This is a genomic window from Vibrio sp. 10N.222.54.A3 (genome assembly GCF_041474095.1).
In the GTDB taxonomy this organism is placed as follows: domain Bacteria; phylum Pseudomonadota; class Gammaproteobacteria; order Enterobacterales; family Vibrionaceae; genus Vibrio; species Vibrio crassostreae_C.
The window spans coordinates 22,068-39,895 of the sequence record NZ_JBFRTN010000004.1 but is presented as its reverse complement, the minus strand read 5'-3'; the positions used below and the strand labels follow the sequence as shown (position 1 = coordinate 39,895).

General features: G+C 44.3%; 21 protein-coding genes. 10 read left to right on the top strand and 11 right to left on the bottom strand.

What is annotated here, in order from left to right; genetic code table 11:
* Positions 1-104 precede the first annotated feature (104 nt).
* Both AB4507_RS00835 and ppiC read right to left on the bottom strand, forming a co-directional pair.
* Complete coding sequence (locus tag AB4507_RS00835) at positions 105-1,511, bottom strand: alpha-amylase family glycosyl hydrolase (protein ID WP_017062749.1); 1,407 nt, start codon at positions 1,509-1,511, stop codon at positions 105-107.
* 283 nt (positions 1,512-1,794) lie between these two features.
* Entirely contained in the window at positions 1,795-2,076 is a 282-nt protein-coding gene (ppiC, locus tag AB4507_RS00830) for a peptidylprolyl isomerase PpiC (RefSeq protein ID WP_258185064.1), read from the bottom strand.
* Between the two features lie 281 nt (positions 2,077-2,357).
* Between ppiC and AB4507_RS00825 the strand changes: the two genes are divergently transcribed.
* Positions 2,358-3,272 (top strand): chemotaxis protein, encoded by a 915-nt coding sequence (locus AB4507_RS00825; protein WP_017062751.1) that lies wholly within the window; start codon positions 2,358-2,360, stop codon positions 3,270-3,272.
* Between the two features lie 94 nt (positions 3,273-3,366).
* On the opposite strand, the gene AB4507_RS00820 is transcribed toward AB4507_RS00825, so the two are convergent.
* The 4 genes from AB4507_RS00820 to hutW form a co-directional block, all read right to left on the bottom strand.
* Complete coding sequence (locus AB4507_RS00820; RefSeq protein WP_017062752.1) at positions 3,367-3,927, bottom strand: ATP:cob(I)alamin adenosyltransferase; 561 nt, start codon at positions 3,925-3,927, stop codon at positions 3,367-3,369.
* A 113-nt stretch (positions 3,928-4,040) separates the two neighbouring features.
* Complete coding sequence (gene hutZ / locus AB4507_RS00815) at positions 4,041-4,571, bottom strand: heme utilization protein HutZ (protein WP_004731858.1); 531 nt, start codon at positions 4,569-4,571, stop codon at positions 4,041-4,043.
* Between the two features lie 155 nt (positions 4,572-4,726).
* Positions 4,727-5,248, bottom strand: a complete 522-nt coding sequence (gene hutX, locus AB4507_RS00810) for a heme utilization cystosolic carrier protein HutX (protein WP_016784265.1) — start codon at positions 5,246-5,248, stop codon at positions 4,727-4,729.
* A gap of 48 nt (positions 5,249-5,296) precedes the next feature.
* Positions 5,297-6,706, bottom strand: coding sequence for a heme anaerobic degradation radical SAM methyltransferase ChuW/HutW (gene hutW, locus AB4507_RS00805; protein WP_372182053.1), 1,410 nt, complete (start codon positions 6,704-6,706; stop codon positions 5,297-5,299).
* A 160-nt stretch (positions 6,707-6,866) separates the two neighbouring features.
* Between hutW and AB4507_RS00800 the strand changes: the two genes are divergently transcribed.
* From AB4507_RS00800 to AB4507_RS00775, 6 genes are all read left to right on the top strand, one after another.
* The gene (locus tag AB4507_RS00800) at positions 6,867-7,673 is read left to right on the top strand and encodes a TonB family protein (protein WP_372182052.1); all 807 of its coding nucleotides are present in this window, start codon (positions 6,867-6,869) and stop codon (positions 7,671-7,673) included.
* A gap of 2 nt (positions 7,674-7,675) precedes the next feature.
* Positions 7,676-8,377, top strand: a complete 702-nt coding sequence (locus AB4507_RS00795) for a MotA/TolQ/ExbB proton channel family protein (protein ID WP_017062755.1) — start codon at positions 7,676-7,678, stop codon at positions 8,375-8,377.
* Positions 8,374-8,787: a biopolymer transporter ExbD gene (locus AB4507_RS00790; RefSeq protein WP_017062756.1), complete on the top strand. Its 414-nt coding sequence runs from the start codon at positions 8,374-8,376 to the stop codon at positions 8,785-8,787. The genes AB4507_RS00795 and AB4507_RS00790 overlap by 4 nt, the downstream gene beginning before the upstream one ends.
* Before the next feature lie 148 nt (positions 8,788-8,935).
* Positions 8,936-9,823 (top strand): hemin ABC transporter substrate-binding protein, encoded by an 888-nt coding sequence (locus AB4507_RS00785; protein WP_372182051.1) that lies wholly within the window; start codon positions 8,936-8,938, stop codon positions 9,821-9,823.
* A 124-nt stretch (positions 9,824-9,947) separates the two neighbouring features.
* Complete coding sequence (locus tag AB4507_RS00780; protein WP_048609731.1) at positions 9,948-10,985, top strand: iron ABC transporter permease; 1,038 nt, start codon at positions 9,948-9,950, stop codon at positions 10,983-10,985.
* A complete protein-coding gene (locus AB4507_RS00775; RefSeq protein ID WP_017062759.1) occupies positions 10,985-11,767 on the top strand; it encodes a heme ABC transporter ATP-binding protein in 783 nt (260 codons plus the stop codon). Before AB4507_RS00780 ends, AB4507_RS00775 begins: the two co-directional genes overlap by 1 nt.
* A 384-nt stretch (positions 11,768-12,151) precedes the next feature.
* Here the strand turns inward: AB4507_RS00775 and AB4507_RS00770 are convergent, their stop codons facing one another.
* Positions 12,152-12,613: a TetR/AcrR family transcriptional regulator gene (locus AB4507_RS00770; protein ID WP_004731875.1), complete on the bottom strand. Its 462-nt coding sequence runs from the start codon at positions 12,611-12,613 to the stop codon at positions 12,152-12,154.
* Between the two features lie 530 nt (positions 12,614-13,143).
* On the opposite strand from AB4507_RS00770, the gene AB4507_RS00765 reads away from it, so the two are divergent.
* Entirely contained in the window at positions 13,144-13,443 is a 300-nt protein-coding gene (locus AB4507_RS00765; protein ID WP_017062761.1) for a YfcZ/YiiS family protein, read from the top strand.
* Between the two features lie 36 nt (positions 13,444-13,479).
* On the opposite strand, the gene AB4507_RS00760 is transcribed toward AB4507_RS00765, so the two are convergent.
* The gene (locus AB4507_RS00760; RefSeq protein ID WP_017067955.1) at positions 13,480-13,776 is read right to left on the bottom strand and encodes a YnjH family protein; all 297 of its coding nucleotides are present in this window, start codon (positions 13,774-13,776) and stop codon (positions 13,480-13,482) included.
* A 103-nt stretch (positions 13,777-13,879) separates the two neighbouring features.
* Between AB4507_RS00760 and AB4507_RS00755 the strand changes: the two genes are divergently transcribed.
* Positions 13,880-14,479 (top strand): hypothetical protein, encoded by a 600-nt coding sequence (locus AB4507_RS00755; protein WP_017062763.1) that lies wholly within the window; start codon positions 13,880-13,882, stop codon positions 14,477-14,479.
* Between the two features lie 149 nt (positions 14,480-14,628).
* On the opposite strand, the gene AB4507_RS00750 is transcribed toward AB4507_RS00755, so the two are convergent.
* Positions 14,629-15,735 (bottom strand): 1-acyl-sn-glycerol-3-phosphate acyltransferase, encoded by a 1,107-nt coding sequence (locus AB4507_RS00750; protein WP_372182050.1) that lies wholly within the window; start codon positions 15,733-15,735, stop codon positions 14,629-14,631.
* A gap of 175 nt (positions 15,736-15,910) precedes the next feature.
* Here AB4507_RS00750 and AB4507_RS00745 point away from each other — a divergent pair, with 175 nt between their 5' ends.
* Positions 15,911-16,537, top strand: a complete 627-nt coding sequence (locus AB4507_RS00745) for a hypothetical protein (RefSeq protein ID WP_061032206.1) — start codon at positions 15,911-15,913, stop codon at positions 16,535-16,537.
* 151 nt (positions 16,538-16,688) lie between these two features.
* On the opposite strand, the gene AB4507_RS00740 is transcribed toward AB4507_RS00745, so the two are convergent.
* Positions 16,689-17,180 (bottom strand): hypothetical protein, encoded by a 492-nt coding sequence (locus AB4507_RS00740; RefSeq protein WP_116871305.1) that lies wholly within the window; start codon positions 17,178-17,180, stop codon positions 16,689-16,691.
* Positions 17,181-17,202: 22 nt separating this feature from the next.
* Positions 17,203-17,724 (bottom strand): nicotinate-nicotinamide nucleotide adenylyltransferase, encoded by a 522-nt coding sequence (locus AB4507_RS00735; RefSeq protein WP_372182047.1) that lies wholly within the window; start codon positions 17,722-17,724, stop codon positions 17,203-17,205.
* Positions 17,725-17,828 lie beyond the last annotated feature (104 nt).

Here is a 17,828-nt window from a genome sequence, read left to right as displayed (position 1 = left end):
TGGCTGAGTCGCCATTTGGTTTAGTTACCGAGCAATAGCTTAAAATAAAAAGCCCCGATTACTGATTGCCAGTAAGCGGGGCTTCTCTTTCTAGTCTATCCAAGTTAACTCGTGACAGGCTTCAATTCATTCGTCGTTAACATCATGCATTGGTTCGATTCCACCTTGATGGTTAAATCCTTACCAACACATTCAAACACATCATCCGACAGTAAATCGGTTACCGCACCAGTCCAATTTAATGAGGCTGTTTTGCTTCGCTTCGACTTGTTGATCACCACAATGCCTTTATCGCCACGGACAAACACCAACAAATCATCATTCGCTTCAACCACACGCATCGCTTCGCCATGAACATGGTTATGGAATTGAATCATGCTTTTCATGTAAGGCGCTTGCCAGTCGTTAAGCCAACGAGGCTGACCGCTCTTGTCCAGAATACCGCTGGTGCTCAGTTCACTGTAAACAAGCGGCACACCGCCGTCTCGACCAAGAATGAAAGCATGAGCCAATCGCTCATCCACTTCATCCATCACATGCTCCAAAAACACCTCGTTATTGGGAATATCATGAGTGACCGCAAACGTGATCGCTCGCATATTCGACAGAGCCTGACCAAAACAGTATGGGTTAATCAAAGACTTAAAGCTGCCCTGCTCTTCAAATGCTTTGAAGATGGTGTTGAACAACGGGAAATCGTAAGCGCCTAAGCGAGTGTGTTTAAGATAAGGCTCAAGGAACAGCTCATACTCTTCTTCTGTCGCGCCGCCATCGGTAATGATCTCACCGAAGATGTGCATTTCTTCGCAGATGTCATCAGTCCACACCTTGCGTAGATGTGCCAGTGTCATGTGCTTTGCCGCGTCAATGCGAAACCCTTTCACACCAATCTCTTTCAGTGCTTTTAGGTAGGCTCTTTGCTGTGCCACCACATTATCGTTATCAAGCAGCGTTGGCAGGCCAGGGTCGCTCGCGCCACCGGTAATACGCCCGTTTTGCACTTCCCAAGTGTCTTTCCAGTTCTTGATGCCAAACGCCTCCACGAAGTCGTTCTCATCAAATAGAGGCTCAGAAAGGTCACCAAACAAACGTATGGATTCATAATAGTCAGCATCTTTTTGATAAGACGCCATGTCTTGCTGATTGGGATACGTTAGATCACCGCGGATACCCGATTCGTTGGCCATGTGGTTAAACACCACATCCACATAAGTACGAAGCCCATGTCGCTTTAACGTGTCGACCATCGCTTTAAAATCTTGTGTGTCACCCAACTGATTATCGATCACACGATAGTCTTGGGGCTGATAGCGTTGCCACCATTGAGTGCCAGAATTTCGATCGCAACCTTTAGGGCCGCGCAGCGATTTCATCGCCGGTGATACTAAAACAGATTTATAACCCAACTCTTGGATCAGTGGGGCGTTCTTCATTACGTCAGCGTAGCACCAGTCAAAGGCATGCAATATGACATCTGTCGCTGGTTTGCTTAACATAGCTGAACTCTCCATGTTGTTCTCCTACCAAACTCGTTTACAGCTTTTTAGAAAAGGCAAAGGCTAAAAGGCAAAGCTGCAATAAATTTCCTCAAGAATGGCATTTATTATATGAGTTACTCATTAAAAACCCTCCTCCTCCTACCAATTACTCACGGTGGATGGTTGAGGGCGTAGCACCAATTATCGCATAACGTCTGGGATGAACACTCAACCGTAGTGCTTTAAAACGCGCACAAAAGTCACAAAAAAGGAGCGTATATACGCTCCTTTTATTCAATCTAACACATATTTATAACTAAGTTCTGTAAAGAACCTTCACGACGTGCCAGCCAAATTTTGTTTTCACAAGGTGTGGTACAAGCGTCTCGCCAGAGAAACAAACCTTATCAAACTGAGGCACCATTTGACCTTTTTTGAACTCACCTAGGTCGCCGCCCTTTTTACCAGATGGACAGGTTGAATGTTTCTTCGCTAGCGTTTGAAATTTAGCGCCCTTTTTAAGCTGCGTCATGATGTCTTCTGCTAGTTCTTTATGCTTCACCAAAATATGAAGCGCTGCTGCTGTTCTTGCCATGATAATTCTCAGTTTGTTGCTGCCAGTTTACTTACGACGATTACTTAGAACATCGCGAATGAACTGACTGTTGTAAATCTGTTTGCCGCTAACGGCTTATCGACATAAATTCATCGACAGCCAGCGTTTAGCGTGATTTTAACCCAAGAACCGCTATTCTTCACTCTATAACCGAAAACAACTGCCTTAAAGGCCATTAAAAACCGCATCGCGACTTGCTGCGGCTTCCATTTCCCTTTAAATTAATCCTTATAAATTAAGCGCGTATTAAGTAGGAGCCACTTATGGCCAAACCGATCAGTAAAGCGAGTCAGTCACAGGGAATGTTGATGTTCAAGTTGTCCCTCACTCAAAGTTTTGCGATTGGCACGCTTAAGGTCAGAGAAATCGTCCCTTTTCAGCCGATGACTCAGATCCCCTACTCCCATCATCACGTGATTGGTACAGTGACTATCCGCGACCTTACAGTTCCTGTGATTGATATGTCCGCTGCGATTGGCTTCCGTCCGATAACACCCGCTGAATACCAAGATTGTGTACTCATCGTTACTGACTGTTTGAGAACAGTTGTGGCGTTCTTGGTTCGTTCAATTGATAAAATCATTGAATGCGACTGGAAGAGCATTGAATCTCCACCCACCAGTGTGGGTCGCAATGTGTTTGTAACGGGTATTACACGTTTTGAAGACCGTATTGTGCAAATGCTCGATGTGGAACTGCTGCTTTCTAAGATCTACCCAGCTTATGAGAATGCTCATATCCCGATGCTGACCGATGTAGAAAGGGAACGCCTCAAAGCATTGAACATCTTATTAGTGGATGACTCTTTGATTGCACGTAAACAGTTATCTGATGCCTTAGACAGCATCAACATCCCTTACAGCATATGTAACAACGGCTTAGATGCCATCGACCTAATGCGACGCCAAGCCAGCGCTGGCAATGCCATTGATCTTCTGGTGAGTGATATCGAGATGCCGGGATTAGATGGTTATGAGCTTGCATTTGAAGTGCAAAACGACAGCGCTTTAAGTCACGCTTACTGTATTTTGCATACCTCACTGTCCAGTGAGATCTGTGTCGACCGTGCTAATCAGGTGGGGGCGCATGAAGCGCTTGAGAAGTTCAACGCGGGTGAATTAATCGAAGCTATGCTACGCGGCGCAAAAGTCTTAAACGGCGCCTCTACGGCTGCTTAGGCTCTGTTATAGAAGCTAAACCTGGCATAGTGCTCAATGGTTTAGCTTCTTAGTCTCTTCTTTCTTCAAATCTTAATAAGAATAGAGCTAACCGTTAGTCTTTGTTTTCTGGCATAGACTTTTTCGGCATAGAGTAGCTCTTACTCACAAATTCCACTTCCTCGACTTCATTCACATGATTGGTAAAAGAGGCCAATGCATAGAGAGTGTTCGCGACTAGGTTGGCGTATTTAAAAAGAATCGGGTCTGGCGACTTTTTGCTTTCATGATGTTCAATACTCACCAAAGCTCGCACAACTTTCTTAGCCTGACAACGACACAAGTGAAGTTCACTAGACACTCGGTGTCCACCGGGTAAGACAAAGCCTTTAACCCCCCCTTCTAACTGCTCACGGATACGATGATAATCTTGCTTGAGCTCGACCAATTCAGACTCGGTGATGGCAAGCTTACCGCGCACAGAGCCATTCAAATGGTAGATGTTTGGCTGCAAGCGTTGCAGGATCTCACGAACCTGAGGCTCTAGCTCTAAAGACAACACCAATCCAACTCGGCAACAAAGTTCATCCGACAAAATCTCAAAATCACAGATAGGACTGTCTTCATAAATAAACGGGTAACAGAACTCGTCCCAATCTCGACTTACTGGTTTCACGTACCGATCCTTACACATAAATAGTCATCAAACGTCAATATACCAAACTCTTTGATTTAGACATAAAAAAGCCCTCACATTGGAGGGCTCCTAAAGAAATCGGTTAAACGAGATTACTCGTTAGATACTTTTTTGTGGCCTTCTTGTAGGTGAACGAAGTCCACCAGATCGTCGCCTGACACTTGGTATGCTTGACCAAAGCCTTTAACGAACAGGCCGTTCTCAGCTTTAAGGTTAAACAGAGAGAAGTCTTGAAGTTGGCTCAAACCATCAATGATTTCACCAAAACGCTCTTGCATCTGGCCAATCACTTGAGTCCAAAGTTCCGTTTCACGCTCCACAACACTTGCTTGAGCATCAAACGTTAAACGCTTACGTGCGTAAAGCTGCTTCGAGCTCTCTTCGTCTTCAATCATCATCAAAGATACCTGAGGGTTCGCTTTCAAGTTACGAGCATGACGAGCAATATCAGAAATTAGAACAAAGTAACCTTCTTGGTTCTGAACGAAAGGTGCGTAACTTACGTTCGGGCGACCTTCTTCATCAACCGTTGCAAGTTGAAGGGTACGGCGCTCTTGGCGAAACTCTTTAATTTCTGGACCTAGGCGACCTTGTAGACGTTCTTGTTTTACTTGCTGTTCCATGGGTAATTCCTTTCTTCACTTTCTCTGATTTATTATTTTTGCCCAAGGTTGAGCGATCATTAGCGAACTAAACGATCCTCGAGCATTGATGTCTTGTTTAAGCCAGTTGGCAACCCTATGTAAGATTGCTGCTGATTATTTACTGTAAATTGAACTTAAGCTTGTTCTTTTAGCGCTTTGAAGCGTTCTACTTGGTCGGCAATAAGCTCACGCTTTTCGTTGCGACCTAGGTAGATCTTAAAAATGTTCTCACCGGTTTCACTGAAGAAGCCGAAGTAATGACTTTCACGACCCATGAACGCCTTGCTCACCAAACCGATATGTTTAACGTTATCAAGTTTAAGGTGACCATGAAGCTCGCCCTCTTTGCCCATTAGGTTGTAGTAACCACGCGCTACCTTACCTTTCGGGAATGGCGCTTTAACTTCAAAGATAGAACCAAATGAATGCACGATAGTGGTCACAGGGCCCCAACCCACTAAACCTTCTAGAATCTCTTGAGCACGGCTGCCATCTAGCATTACCGCCATGTCGTTTGGAAAAGCAGCAACCACTTCAACCTCTGAAACACCTAGCTTCTCAGCAATTGCTGTTGGCAGTAGTTTTGGCTCTTCTTCTAAAATTAGAGCTACGCGTTGTTCTAGAGTTTCTGTCATTTCTAATGTTGTATCTGTCATTGAATATGTTCCGTATAAACGAGTAAGTTATAAACTAAAAATTCGATATTAAGCGTGCTTCAAACTTGCATGCGGGTGTACGCCCGAACCTGACGCTTTAGGCGCTGGGTGCATAGCTTGGTATTCAGCGTTAAGCACTTGAATCACACTCTGCGCTAGGCTTACCGCCCAAAAGCTGCCAGCAACAGTCAGGCTCAGATAATCTTCCGAAAGCTCAACTAAACCGTTCTTTTCCCAATGCGCGAACAAAGGCTTGAGGTAGTCGAACGTATCTTGCCCCATAAATCTCGGTAGCGTACTTCTTCTAACAACACCAGAATCGAAACCTGCCTTTAATGTTGAGAAGATAGGCTCTAATGAGCTTTGCTTAGTCATCATGGCAATAGGTAATTGACCTTGCTTTATAGACTCCATGTAGCTGTCTAAAGTTCGATGCTGCATCACACCATGACCGCCGATGTTGCCACCAGCGCCACAACCAATGGGTAGAACTTCGGCATAAGTTTTCGCTAAGCTGTTGTAAATGCTGCGTTCGCGGTTATCACGAGTCCAGTGGTTTACGCTCAGTTGCTTGACCTTATTTTTTGCCATGAACTCCACACCCGCCAAATACATACTCGCCTGATCTGGCGTATTGGCCGGTGGTGGGATTTTTCCTTTCTCAACGAGATTCAGCATAGGAGCATTGCCCGAAACGATCAGTTGGTAGAGGTCAATGCCGTGTGCGCCAGTAGACATGTAGTCTTCTAAATCTTGTTGGAACACTTCCATAGATTGGTGCGGTAATCCGTATAGCAGATCAAGAACGATTGGCGCTTGCTCGGTACGACTCAGTGAACTGATACGTTCTAGCACAACCTCTCGGTCATCAAGGCGCTTAGCACTACGTCGAACTTGAGTATTGAAACTTTGAATACCGAATGAGAAACGATTGAAGCCACCTTCAAGCGTACGATCAAACATCTCGTCACCAAATCGATTGATTCGCCCTTCCAATGTCATCTCAACATCGTTCGCTAGTGGGAAATATTGGCGAATAGCCTTGCCTAACTGCTCTACTTGTTGAGGAGACAAATCGGTAGGTGTTCCGCCACCAATATAGACGGCGTGAAATAGTCCAGACTGAGCCCATGGCGTTTTGGCTTTTTGCTTTAGCTCAACCATCAGCGCATCGAAATACTCATCGACTAATTTACGGCTGGCGGCATTTTGGAAGAAATTGCAGAACGTACAACGCACACGACAAAAAGGAATATGGATATACAAGCAACGTTTATCCTGTTTTTGCCCTTCACTTAACATCAGTTCATCAAAGAGCTCCAACTTCTTGCTCGGGTCGACCGGAATTGAACTTCCTCCGGCATGGGCAGAATGCTTTTTAGCAAACGCAAAACGAAGCGGATCAGGGCTAGAAATACCCAAGACCGATTCGTCATACTTATAGATATTAAGACTCATATAATCTCTCTAAACACTTACATAGCAAAGTCTGGAAGACTATTCGCTAAAACTGAAATAATCATAAATAGACGCAAATGATAATGCAATTGATAATTGATCTTATTTAGATTCTAAGCAATAATCCGATACAGATTTTGGATTTGGTAAAGGATTGAGTGTGAACGTTCCTAGATATGTTATTGCAGGCGGTGCATCGTTAGTGATTCATGCAGCGCTATTATTTGTTGCTCAAGAATCCAAAGTATTCGCGATGCCTGCAGGTAGCCAATCGAACACGGTATCGATCAACTTCACTCCCAAGAGCACGCCTTCTCCAGCTCAACAAAAAACCATCACGGAGCCGGTTGAACCAGAACCAATCCAAGAAACGGTCTCACAAGCTGAACCTAAACCTGTCGAACCCAAGGCCATTGAGCCAAAGCAAGCTAAGCCAACCCCAAAGAAAAAAGCGATCACCAATAAACCTCAACCAAAGAAAGTTGAGAAAAAAGTGATTGAAAAGAAGGTTGTCGAGAAAAAGCCTGTTCAAAAGAAACCAGTGACTGAGAAAAAGGTGGTGAAGAAAGAACGCCCAGAGCCAGCCACTCAACCAGAGAAACTGGCCGACAAGAAAGTCGATAAGAATATGGACGAATCTGCCAACCAGTCTCAGGAAGTAAACCAAGGCGTATCAAACCAAGAGCCGGTTTTAGTCACTAAGCCTTCGTTCTCTGCGCGTCCTACCCCACCGAATTACCCTCGCCAAGCAAGACGTCGTGGCGTTGAAGGTGTCGCGACTTATGAGATCTGGCTAGACGCTGAAGGCAAACAAATTAAACAAGCATTAGTAAATTCATCAGGCGCGCTAATGCTCGATAACGCCGCATTAGATGCCATTAAACAATGGAAATTCTCACCTCACACTGTCAATGGTCGAGCGATTGCTCACCGAGTACAAATACCTATTCGTTTTAGGTTGGATTAATCATGCAACAAATCAGTTATTTACAAGATCAACTTGGCTTAATGACTTGGCCTCTTCTTATCTGCTCAGCATTAACAGCAATGATCATCGCTGAACGTGTCTTCCAAGTCATGCTCAGCATTGGTGTGGGCAAACGTGCTATTCGTCGTGAGCTTAACCAAATTTCACCAACCAACAGCAAAGAGATTGAAGCGCTTGCTCAGTCGATTTCAGGTAAACGCCCGCTCTTGTACAAGGGCGTGTCAATGTTGCTTGCTCACCACTCTTTCTCAAAAGGGTTACGTGAAGATGCCGCTGGGATCTGGCTACAAGAAAAACGCCACCAGCTTCATGCAGGTTTAAGACTGCTTGGTTTGATCGGCGTGATCAGCCCACTCATCGGCTTGCTTGGTACGGTACTTGGTCTTATTGAGATGTTTAAAGGCGTTGCCGCGACAACAGGCAGCATCACGCCTAATGATTTGGCAGATGGTCTTGGATTAGCAATGCGAACCACAGCAGCAGGTTTAATGATTGCGCTTCCAGCTATTTCTGGTGCTCAGCTACTCGGGCTATGGGCCGATCGAGTGCTAGCTCAATTGGAGCATACATTGAACTATGTGAATGTGTGGTTAGAAGGCATGTCGATTCAAACCAATCAGTCAGATGATACTCAAGGTAAGCCTGTCAACAAAACCTCTATCGGTGATGTGAGCCAAGCATGATTAAAACGCCCCACTCATCTCACACACAGAGCCTAGCGCCGGACTTAACACCGCTGCTCGACATCATTTTTATCGTGATGGTTTTTCTATTGCTTACGGCATCGGTAAAGCTGGAATCGCTAGAAGTTGAGCTGCCAAGCTCGGATGTTAAAAACGTTTCTGAAGTCCACAAGGATTCAATTAGCGTCAATATTTTAGACCGCGAACCCTACTGGGCAATTAACGGCCAAGAATACATCGACTGGGAAAACTTCAAGATTGCGCTGTTAGAAGAGACTGGTTCAACGGATAAAAAACCGATCATCATTGGCGCAGATAAAGCCGCTAACGTGGAGAACCTAGTGAAGTTGCTTTCATTCCTTCAAGAAAACGGAATACCAGCGACTCAATTGCTCACGGACGATGGCTAGAGCGACACTCAATTTTCACGAGGTTTGGCTTCTGGTTGATAAAACTAAACAAGCAGACTAAGCCTCTCTATCGATTCGAACTCACAATGCGAACGGACTGCTCACTGAGTATCTTCGCGATACAAAAAGAAAATATAAAGAACTTATTATGAACAACTTAAACGTGCTCAATAAATTAAAGACCAAGACACCTCTTCTTTCATTAGCTGCAATCAGCCTGGCACTTAGCGCACCCGCAATGGCCAACGACGCTGAACAACCTCGAATCATCAGTGCTGGTAGTGCCGTTACTGAATTGGTTTTGGCATTAGGTGCCGAAGAGCAGTTAGTCGCGATTGATGTGACCAGCCACTTCCCTCAAGGAGAAAACCTGCCAAAGATTGGTTATCACCGAAACCTGTCTGCTGAAGGTCTACTCGCCCTAGAGCCAACCACATTGATTGGCTCGGATGAAATGGGACCAGACAACGCTATCTCTCAATTAAAATCGGCAGGCGTCGATGTAGAGATTGTTAACACTGAAGCAAACGTGGAAGGGCTATTAAAGCGTATCGACCAAATCGCAAAGATCACCCATACCGAAGACCACTCGCAGCAAGTGAAAACCGATGTGAATCAAAAGATCGCAGCACTGAAAGCGAACCAAGTACCAAGCAACGAAGCGAAGAAAGTTCTATTCCTGTTGCTGCATGAAGGTCGCCCTGCCAACGTTGCTGGCGGTGAAACATCACCAAACGCAATCATCGAGTTAGCTGGCGGTATCAACCCTGCCGCTCAGAGCTTAACGTCTTACAAGCCACTTTCAATGGAATCACTCGTTGAGATGCAACCTGATGTCATTTTAGTAAGCGGCCGTAGTTATCAAAAAATGGGCGGCGCAGATGCCATCCTGAAATCACTGCCTATGCTAGTGGCAACGCCTGCAGGTATGAACAAGCAAATCATTACCGTAAATGGCAGTGCTTTGGTTGGCGGGCTTGGCCTAGAAAGCCTCTCTGAAGCAAAGCGTCTAAACGCACTTATCTACCCGCTATAACTTATCTACCCGCTATAACGCGACTACCCTATTTTTACTGTTGCTAGTTCAATGCCCGTCACCAGCCTACTTTCGCAATGTTGGTGATGGATATTGAAGTTAGTGACGGACATTGAGGCCCTTTATGTTGTTACGATCCGTCCCGCTGAAAACATCGATGTTAGGCCTAGGTGCTACCCTAGTCTTCGTCGCACTGTTTTCAATCACCGTTGGGCCAATGAACATTAGCTTGGCTGACAGCGCAGCGAGCTTACTTCAGCCAAACAATGATTTAGCCCCCCACATCAACTTGGTGATTCAAGAGATTCGCTTACCTCGAACCATCTTGTGCATGTTGATTGGTGCGATTCTCGCGTTATGTGGTGCTGTTATGCAGGGCCTATTTCGAAACCCGCTTGCTGAGCCTGGGATCATCGGTGTGTCTGCGGGCGCAGCATTAGGTGCTGCACTGGCTATCGTTTTGTTCTCTGAGCTATCGCTTCAATACCCTGCTTTCATGAACTTTGCTGCGGTTCCTGTGTTCGCTTTTCTTGGCGGCGCTTTAACCACGCTGCTGGTGTATAAGCTGGGTACAGGTAAATTCGGCACCTCTGTCACCATCATGTTGTTGGCGGGTGTGGCGATCAGTGCGCTCTCTGGCGCAGGTATTGGCTTCTTGAATTTCATTGCTGATGACCAAATGCTGCGCGATCTTTCATTGTGGTCGATGGGTTCATTGGCGGGCGCTAAGTGGTCAGGAATTTTGCTGGCAGCTGTCACGCTCGTTGGCTTGTTTGTTGTTTTCTACCGCCAAGCGATGTCTCTAAATGCTCTATTACTGGGCGAGTCAGAAGCGCAACACCTTGGTATCCCAGTTCAAAAGCTGAAACGAAAGCTGATTCTACTGACGGCTGCGGGCGTTGGTATCACAGTTAGCCTGTCTGGCATGATTGGTTTTATTGGATTGGTTATCCCACATTTAGGTCGCATGTTGGCAGGCCCTGACCACCGAGTTCTGTTGCCACTATCAGCGGTACTAGGCGCACTGCTGCTAACCGCCGCAGACATGTTCTCACGTGTGGTACTTGCTCCGGCTGAACTTCCTGTTGGTATTGTCACTGCGATTATCGGCGCCCCATTCTTCTTATATCTACTATTTCAACAGAAAGGGAGAATCCTTTAATGTTTCCTTCAGCTTTAAAAGCGACCGATATCGAAGTGAAGTTCGGCAGTAAAGTGATATTAGATGGCGTTTCTATTGAGATTGAAGCGGGAAAGGTAACCACACTGCTTGGGCCAAATGGCGCAGGTAAAAGCACGCTGCTTAAAGCTTTGTGCCAAGAGATATCAAGCAACGGCGATATCCAGTATTTTGGACACAGTAAAGACAAGTGGCCTTCTCAAAAGTTAGCGAAGCACCTTGCTATGCTTCCTCAACACAGCACATTGACCTTCCCATTCTTGGCACATGAAGTTGTCGAGCTTGGTGGGATTCCTCTGCAAGAATCCAACAAGAAGCTGACCAGCATTGCTAGCCAAAAAATGGATGTTGCTGATGTGACTCACTTGAGTGAAAGGCTTTATCCTTCGCTATCAGGCGGTGAAAAGCAGCGAGTGCACTTGGCTCGAGTATTAACTCAGCTTCACCACTCTGGTGACCAATGTATTTTGATGCTTGATGAACCAACGTCTGCACTGGATCTTGCCCACCAGCACAACACCTTAAAGATTGCGAGAGAATTAGCCGACAACCACAATGCCGCGGTTATCGTAGTTTTGCATGATCTCAACTTAGCCGCGCAGTATTCCGATCGATTGGTGGTATTGAAAGATGGCAATTTGGTGTGTGATGGCAAGCCTTGGGATGCACTGAAACCTTCGATGATAGAAGATGTGTATGGTTACAAAAGTATCGTAGAAAAACACCCAACCATGAGCTTCCCTCAGGTTCACCCCGCACAATAAGTCCGATTAAGGAGCGACTCGTTTTGAGTATTCGTTCTTGATAACAATGACGTAATCCTAAGCCTCGATTTGTTCGGGGCTTTTTATTGGCTCACAGCCACTCTCTCGGCTTAAACTCAATTTTATTAATAACCACAGCAGCAAGCACCAAAACGACTCACCTTGAGCATTTGAGGCTCTAGAAATGAACACTACCCGTTAGGGTTACTTAGCTTTTAACACTGAAGAGAAAAACAAGCCGCGGGCGTAAGCATATAAAAAGAAAAGAAATAACATCATTCAGCAAACAGCAACATCGGTGTGGGATTGAGAGAAAAACGCACAAGAAGTGAAACGGCAGGCACAAAAAAAGCCCCCGCAGGAGCTTCTTTTATTGAGTGCTGATTATTGGCTCATACGAATCAATGATTTACCAATCAACCACTCTAGTTCTTTACCGCTAGTATCGCCAAACTGAGTTTCAGTCAGCTTGTATAGACGATCAATACCGTTTGCAGCGAACTCATGTGCGCTCTCAGCAGTAACGATATGATGGAAAAGTAAACGTAAGATTGCTAGGAACTCAGCGTCTTCAAGTGCTGCAACCCAGCTAGCTGAAAATGCGTCAAGGCCATTTTCGAAGTCAATGTGTTCCATGAACATCTTGAAAATACGACCGTCTAGAGCAGCAGTAAAATCCGTTTTCTTTGGAAAGTGATGACTTATACCTGTACGAGAAACACCCGTTTGTTGACTCAACGTCGTGTATGACATCTTGTCGTAACCCAATCTTAGTAGCTGGTCTACAACGGCATCCATGATTTTCTGGATCGTGATTTCTGTATCTTCTTTACTACGCTTTGGCATATTCAGGCTCTTCTCTTTGTAAATCCATCTAACTCAATCAAATGAAGTCAGAATGAAAATCGTTATCAGCATTATGTGAGCAAGGTATTTTTTCGCAAGTATTTATAACTAAATTCACACAAATACTATGTACGAACAATTTTACAGTGATGCCTCTTTGGACACTTTGTCTAATTATTCTTCGAAAATCACCTTACAATCCTAAGTCGATAAGTTTAAATAACTACTTAGAATATGAAATACCCAACGAAAAATTCATTGTATAAATACCTATCAAGCGATAGATAGTCTTATAAAATCATTTCTGGCGCAACTAAGTGAATGATATTCTGACATATTAATAACATTCCTCTTCAACAAAACGTGAGGTAAATCACATACATATTTGGCGGCGCGAATATAGATATTCATCAAACACCTTAACAAACAACATAGCATACCAGTATAAATTAGTTCAAAGGTTTTAATTTTTGTAGATACAGTTCAAATTGCTCGTTAGAATAACCTCAGACTTTGTAAGAGGATTATTTATGAGCCAAGATATTGGTAACAACGATGTATGTGAGGCTTGCGGCTGTGCAGGCGAAATCGGGTTCATCATTAAAGAAGGCGACGATGTTGCTGAAGTAACGGTTTACGGAAACTCAAAAGCACTGATTGAAGCTGAGTTTGCTAAGTATGTTGAACTTGCTAAACAAGTGTCTAGCAACGTTGAGTTCGAAGCATCAGAGATGACTGAAGAAAGCACAGAGTTGCATGCTCGCTTTAAATTTGAAGTTAGCGCTGAGAAGATTATTTTTGAACTTAAGACTCGCTCTCTAGCGCGTTAATATAAGCATTTATATGCTTATTAAAAGACGAGTGAATTACTCGTCTTTTTTTAATTGAACCCAAGCCAGTGACCCATTTTGCTCAAAATCGTTTTCTGCAGCGCACTGAATCACTACGCCCCCCACCTCTAACACTGCCCCAATGCTATAAGCCTTGTCATCGTAATAACAAACTCGTTGCTGTTGACCGCCTTGTGTCACCACCACCGCAGCTTTACCGGGCGTTGAAATTACTTTGTTGGCACTCGCAGACATTGAACCAAACACTGAAGCGGCTATCAGAAAGACCTTAATAATTCGTATATTTACTCTAATCATTAATTTACCTATCATCTTTGCTCCATTCCTCGTTAATCTACCGCCAAATGGGTAAAACACTATGCGAGATTAATTTTTCCATTATAGTGTAAGCGTCTATCGTAATAAGAAGCCTGTTATGCTCAGAATAATTGCACTTATTATTGGTTCCTTAACCATAACAAATGTCAGTGCTGAACCACTCGATCACTATCAAATATTGAACCATCTCGATAATTACGGAAACTTATATCTACGAAATAAGCCTTATACATCACTTCCAACTGGCTTGGTGGTAGATGGTAATCTCAATATAGAGAATACTGCGATAACACGCCTACCCAAAGGGTTAGAAGTGAACGGCAGCCTTAAAGGCTCTAACAGCCAACTCGCTCGAGTCCCGAGCGGGGTTAAGATAAAAGGTTACGTCGACTTGATTGGCAGCCAAATCACCAGCTGGCCAAGAGGTGTAAGAGTGGGCGGCTTTATCAACCTCACCGACACTCCACTGGAAAGGCTACCGAATGGCTTTAGAGTAAAAGGCGATCTGAGCGTGATCCGCACTCCTTTAACCGAGTTACCCAACGGGATCGTGATTGACGGCGACCTTTATATAGGTGGTTCTGGGATTACAACATTCCCCGAGACCATGACAGTCAAAGGCAATATCTATCTGGGCGGCAACACCGTAACCAAATGGCCAACCAATCTAGATCTCGGTGGTGCAGTCGCTCGCTAATTCAGGCTAATGCTCTAATGCTCTAATGCTCTAATACGTTAATGCTCGATCGCAGCAACAAATGGTGATTCAGAAACAAAAAAGGAGCCCAAGGCTCCTTTTTCAATTCAATCAAGTTGCTAATCAACTAGCAAGCTAACTAACGCTCGTTAACCAATGTTCTTCACTGGGTTGGCGTAGCTATCGATCAAGTACTGACGCGCACCTTGTGGCAGGCTCGACAGTTTAGCTTCAAACTCTTGTTTAACGGCCGCTGTAATCGACTCATCTTCTTTTTCTGCTGCCAGCAAGTTTACTGGGAACAGTTTATAGTTATCGTGGATCTGACGATCGATCTCTTCAGCAAGCGCTTCAGGCGTATCAAAATCTTGGTCGATAACCTGACCGAAACCAACGTGAACGCGTCCTTTATCACCGATGATGCCTTGAATGATACTTTCGATATCTTCAAACTCACCCTTTTCGTAACTGCCGTTTACGTCTTTTTCGAAAAGCTCTATCGCTTTAGCCGTGTCACATGGGTCGTTCTCATAAGAAATAGCCACAGGAACAATCTTCAATGACTTCACGTATTCAGGGAAAGCAATTTTTTGCTTACGTCCTTCAACGTGGAACATCTTCAAAATTGCTGGCTCAGTAAAATCGTTACCGTCTTTCGCACGACCTTCCTTTTGAGCGATCCAGATTGAGTTGCCTGTTTCTAATGAGTGCTTAATGTAAGAAGAGAGCTGGCCTAACGCTTTCATCATTTCACGCGGCCCTTTAAGCGAGCGCTTAACGATAAAGCTCTTATTCAAGCGCATCAACTCTGTCGCACACGGCTTCTTCAGAAGATTATCACCAATCGCAATACGGCAAGTTTGGTGATTTTGTTGATGCAATGCGTAGTTCACCAATGCTGGATCCATAGCAATGTCACGATGGTTTGATACAAACAAGTATGCTTGATTCACATCCAATGACTCTAAGCCTGTGTACGTCACACCGTTTGTGGTGTTCGCTAGCGTGTCACGTAAGTACTTTTTCACTTCAATCTGAATGGATTCAACGCTAGTCAGCTTGCTCCACTTCATTTTTAAGTAAACACATAGAACTGGGCTCATTAATGCTTGGAACCAAGCTGAGTGATTTGAAAAACGGTAGTTCAGAATCGCACTGATGAACTCTTCATCATTAATAAGACGGTTTAGTGCCGCTGGAATTTCATCATCGCCGTAAGGACGAATATCAACATATGGATCGGTTGGAGAGGTCATTTTTTCATTCATATAATAAAAAGCTAGCTCATTCTACGCGTTGTTTTGACTTCTCGCAGCTACAGAGCCCATACTTTTGACAAGGTCAGACCAGAAACAGTGAAAATCCCCTGTTATTGTTGGCATTCTTTCAGATTAACGGTAATCTTGACGCCCCAAAATTAAGGTACTATCTATGAACTTCGCTATTGAATATACATCGGCTTACTTTTCACACTTGGTGATCACACCACGCAAGAAAGTACTAAAACATAGCCTTGTATCGGTTCAAAGTGGCTTGGTTTTGATCAAACTGGGTAAGCAAGAGTACGCTGTTGAACCTGGCCAAAGCGTTTGGATTCCCTTTGACTGCTTAACTTCGTTGACTTACTTCCCAAACACTCAAGTTAGCCGTGTCGATTTCTCAGTGCGACTGACAGATGCCTTCCCGCGCCAAGCTGGTTACATCACGCAAACTAACCTCTCTTTGGCGTTGCTAGAGAAACTAGAGCTGACTCACGGCCGAGCTTCAGGTGCGAACAATACCGAGCAAGCGTGTAAAGATATGCTCTCTGTACTCAAGCAAGAAGTGTTGGCATTCAAACCACTGCTTTGTGAAAGTGCGTTGTCTCAACGATTCAATCAGTGGAACATTGATGACTCTAACCTGCCACAAGAGCACACCTTAGTCATGGTAATGCGCGAAGCGAAGAAGCGTATGCAATCAGGTCAAAAGCGCTCTGCCGTAATCGACGACTTATTCTCAGGTAAAGAAGAAGAGTTTGAACAGTTGTGTATGCTGGTGTTTGGTGACGACCTATAGTCACTAATCAGACCGATCGTCGCTAAGAAAAGCGAGAACCTAGATACTAAAAAGCCGCAAAAACTGAGTTTCTGCGGCTTTTTTAATTCTTAGTACTAATTCAGGTTAAATAGAAGCTAAGTTAGCAATCTTGAAGAACAATAGCGTCCTTCTAAAACGGTAACTCGACCTGCATCATCAAATCGGCATCTCTTGAATCATGCCAACGATAATCAAAGCGCATACGAGGTTGCCCTTCTACTTTCTCTCCGAAGCCAATGCTTAATTGCAAACCGTGATTCAGTAGCCACTCTTCAGTAGACATATCATATTGCGCATCTTCTAAGTCTTCAGGAAACCACATCCCTAAGCCAACATAATTTGACTCAAGGCTTTGAGTTAACAGTGGTGCATCTTTGGTTTGAAGTACCCAGTCAGACCAATAGTCTGGTGTGCTCTCGGCTTCGTCTTCACTCATACCAGTGATTTCCAGCATGCGCTCACCAAAAGACTCAATGCTCGTAGAAAGATCTAAACAGCTATTCTCATCATCAGAAGTCAGCATGATTGAATCTAAGCTAAAAAAGTCACATTCAGCCTGTGCAGGTAAACTGCATGCTGCAATGATCATCGTCGCTGGTATCGCGCGCTTTAGCATAGTCATCAGACCTCTTGAATTAGTGAATCTACATTATTGTATACAGTCCACTATCTTGCAACATCTTTGTAACTGACTTTGTACTCAGTTTTGATACATCGCTTCCACTTATCAACGCATTACGAATGTCTGTGCTACGGATCTTCACCTTCTCTGGGCAAGCCATTACAGACCATCGCTCGGTAATCTCACCTGATTTATAGAAAGATGAGAACTTGAAGAAGTTGTCCGGTCCGATAACAAACGTGAGTTCAGCGTCACCATGTAACTTTTGTAATTCACTTAGTACAGCATAAGTTGTCACACTTTCACCGGGCGTAAACAAACTCTTTTCGATCAATGATAGTTCAACTTGATCCAATGAAAGATCACTAATAAATGCGTTAACTAACTGACATCTCGTATCAAAGTCTAGCATCTCTTTTCCCCAAGCATGGGCAATACTTGGTACCAGAAGAACCTTGTCGAAATGAGCCAGTGAATCAATCACACTTTTATGCCCTAAGCTCGGCGGATTAAACGCACTACCGAAAATGGCTATTTTTTCCATTATTAATTGCTGCCTTCTCTTTCTAAGCTTGTGCAAAGAGGTTTTTAAATCGGATGATTTAGGTATGATAACACTAGATTTTTAATTTGCTTGCAGGAAAGGAA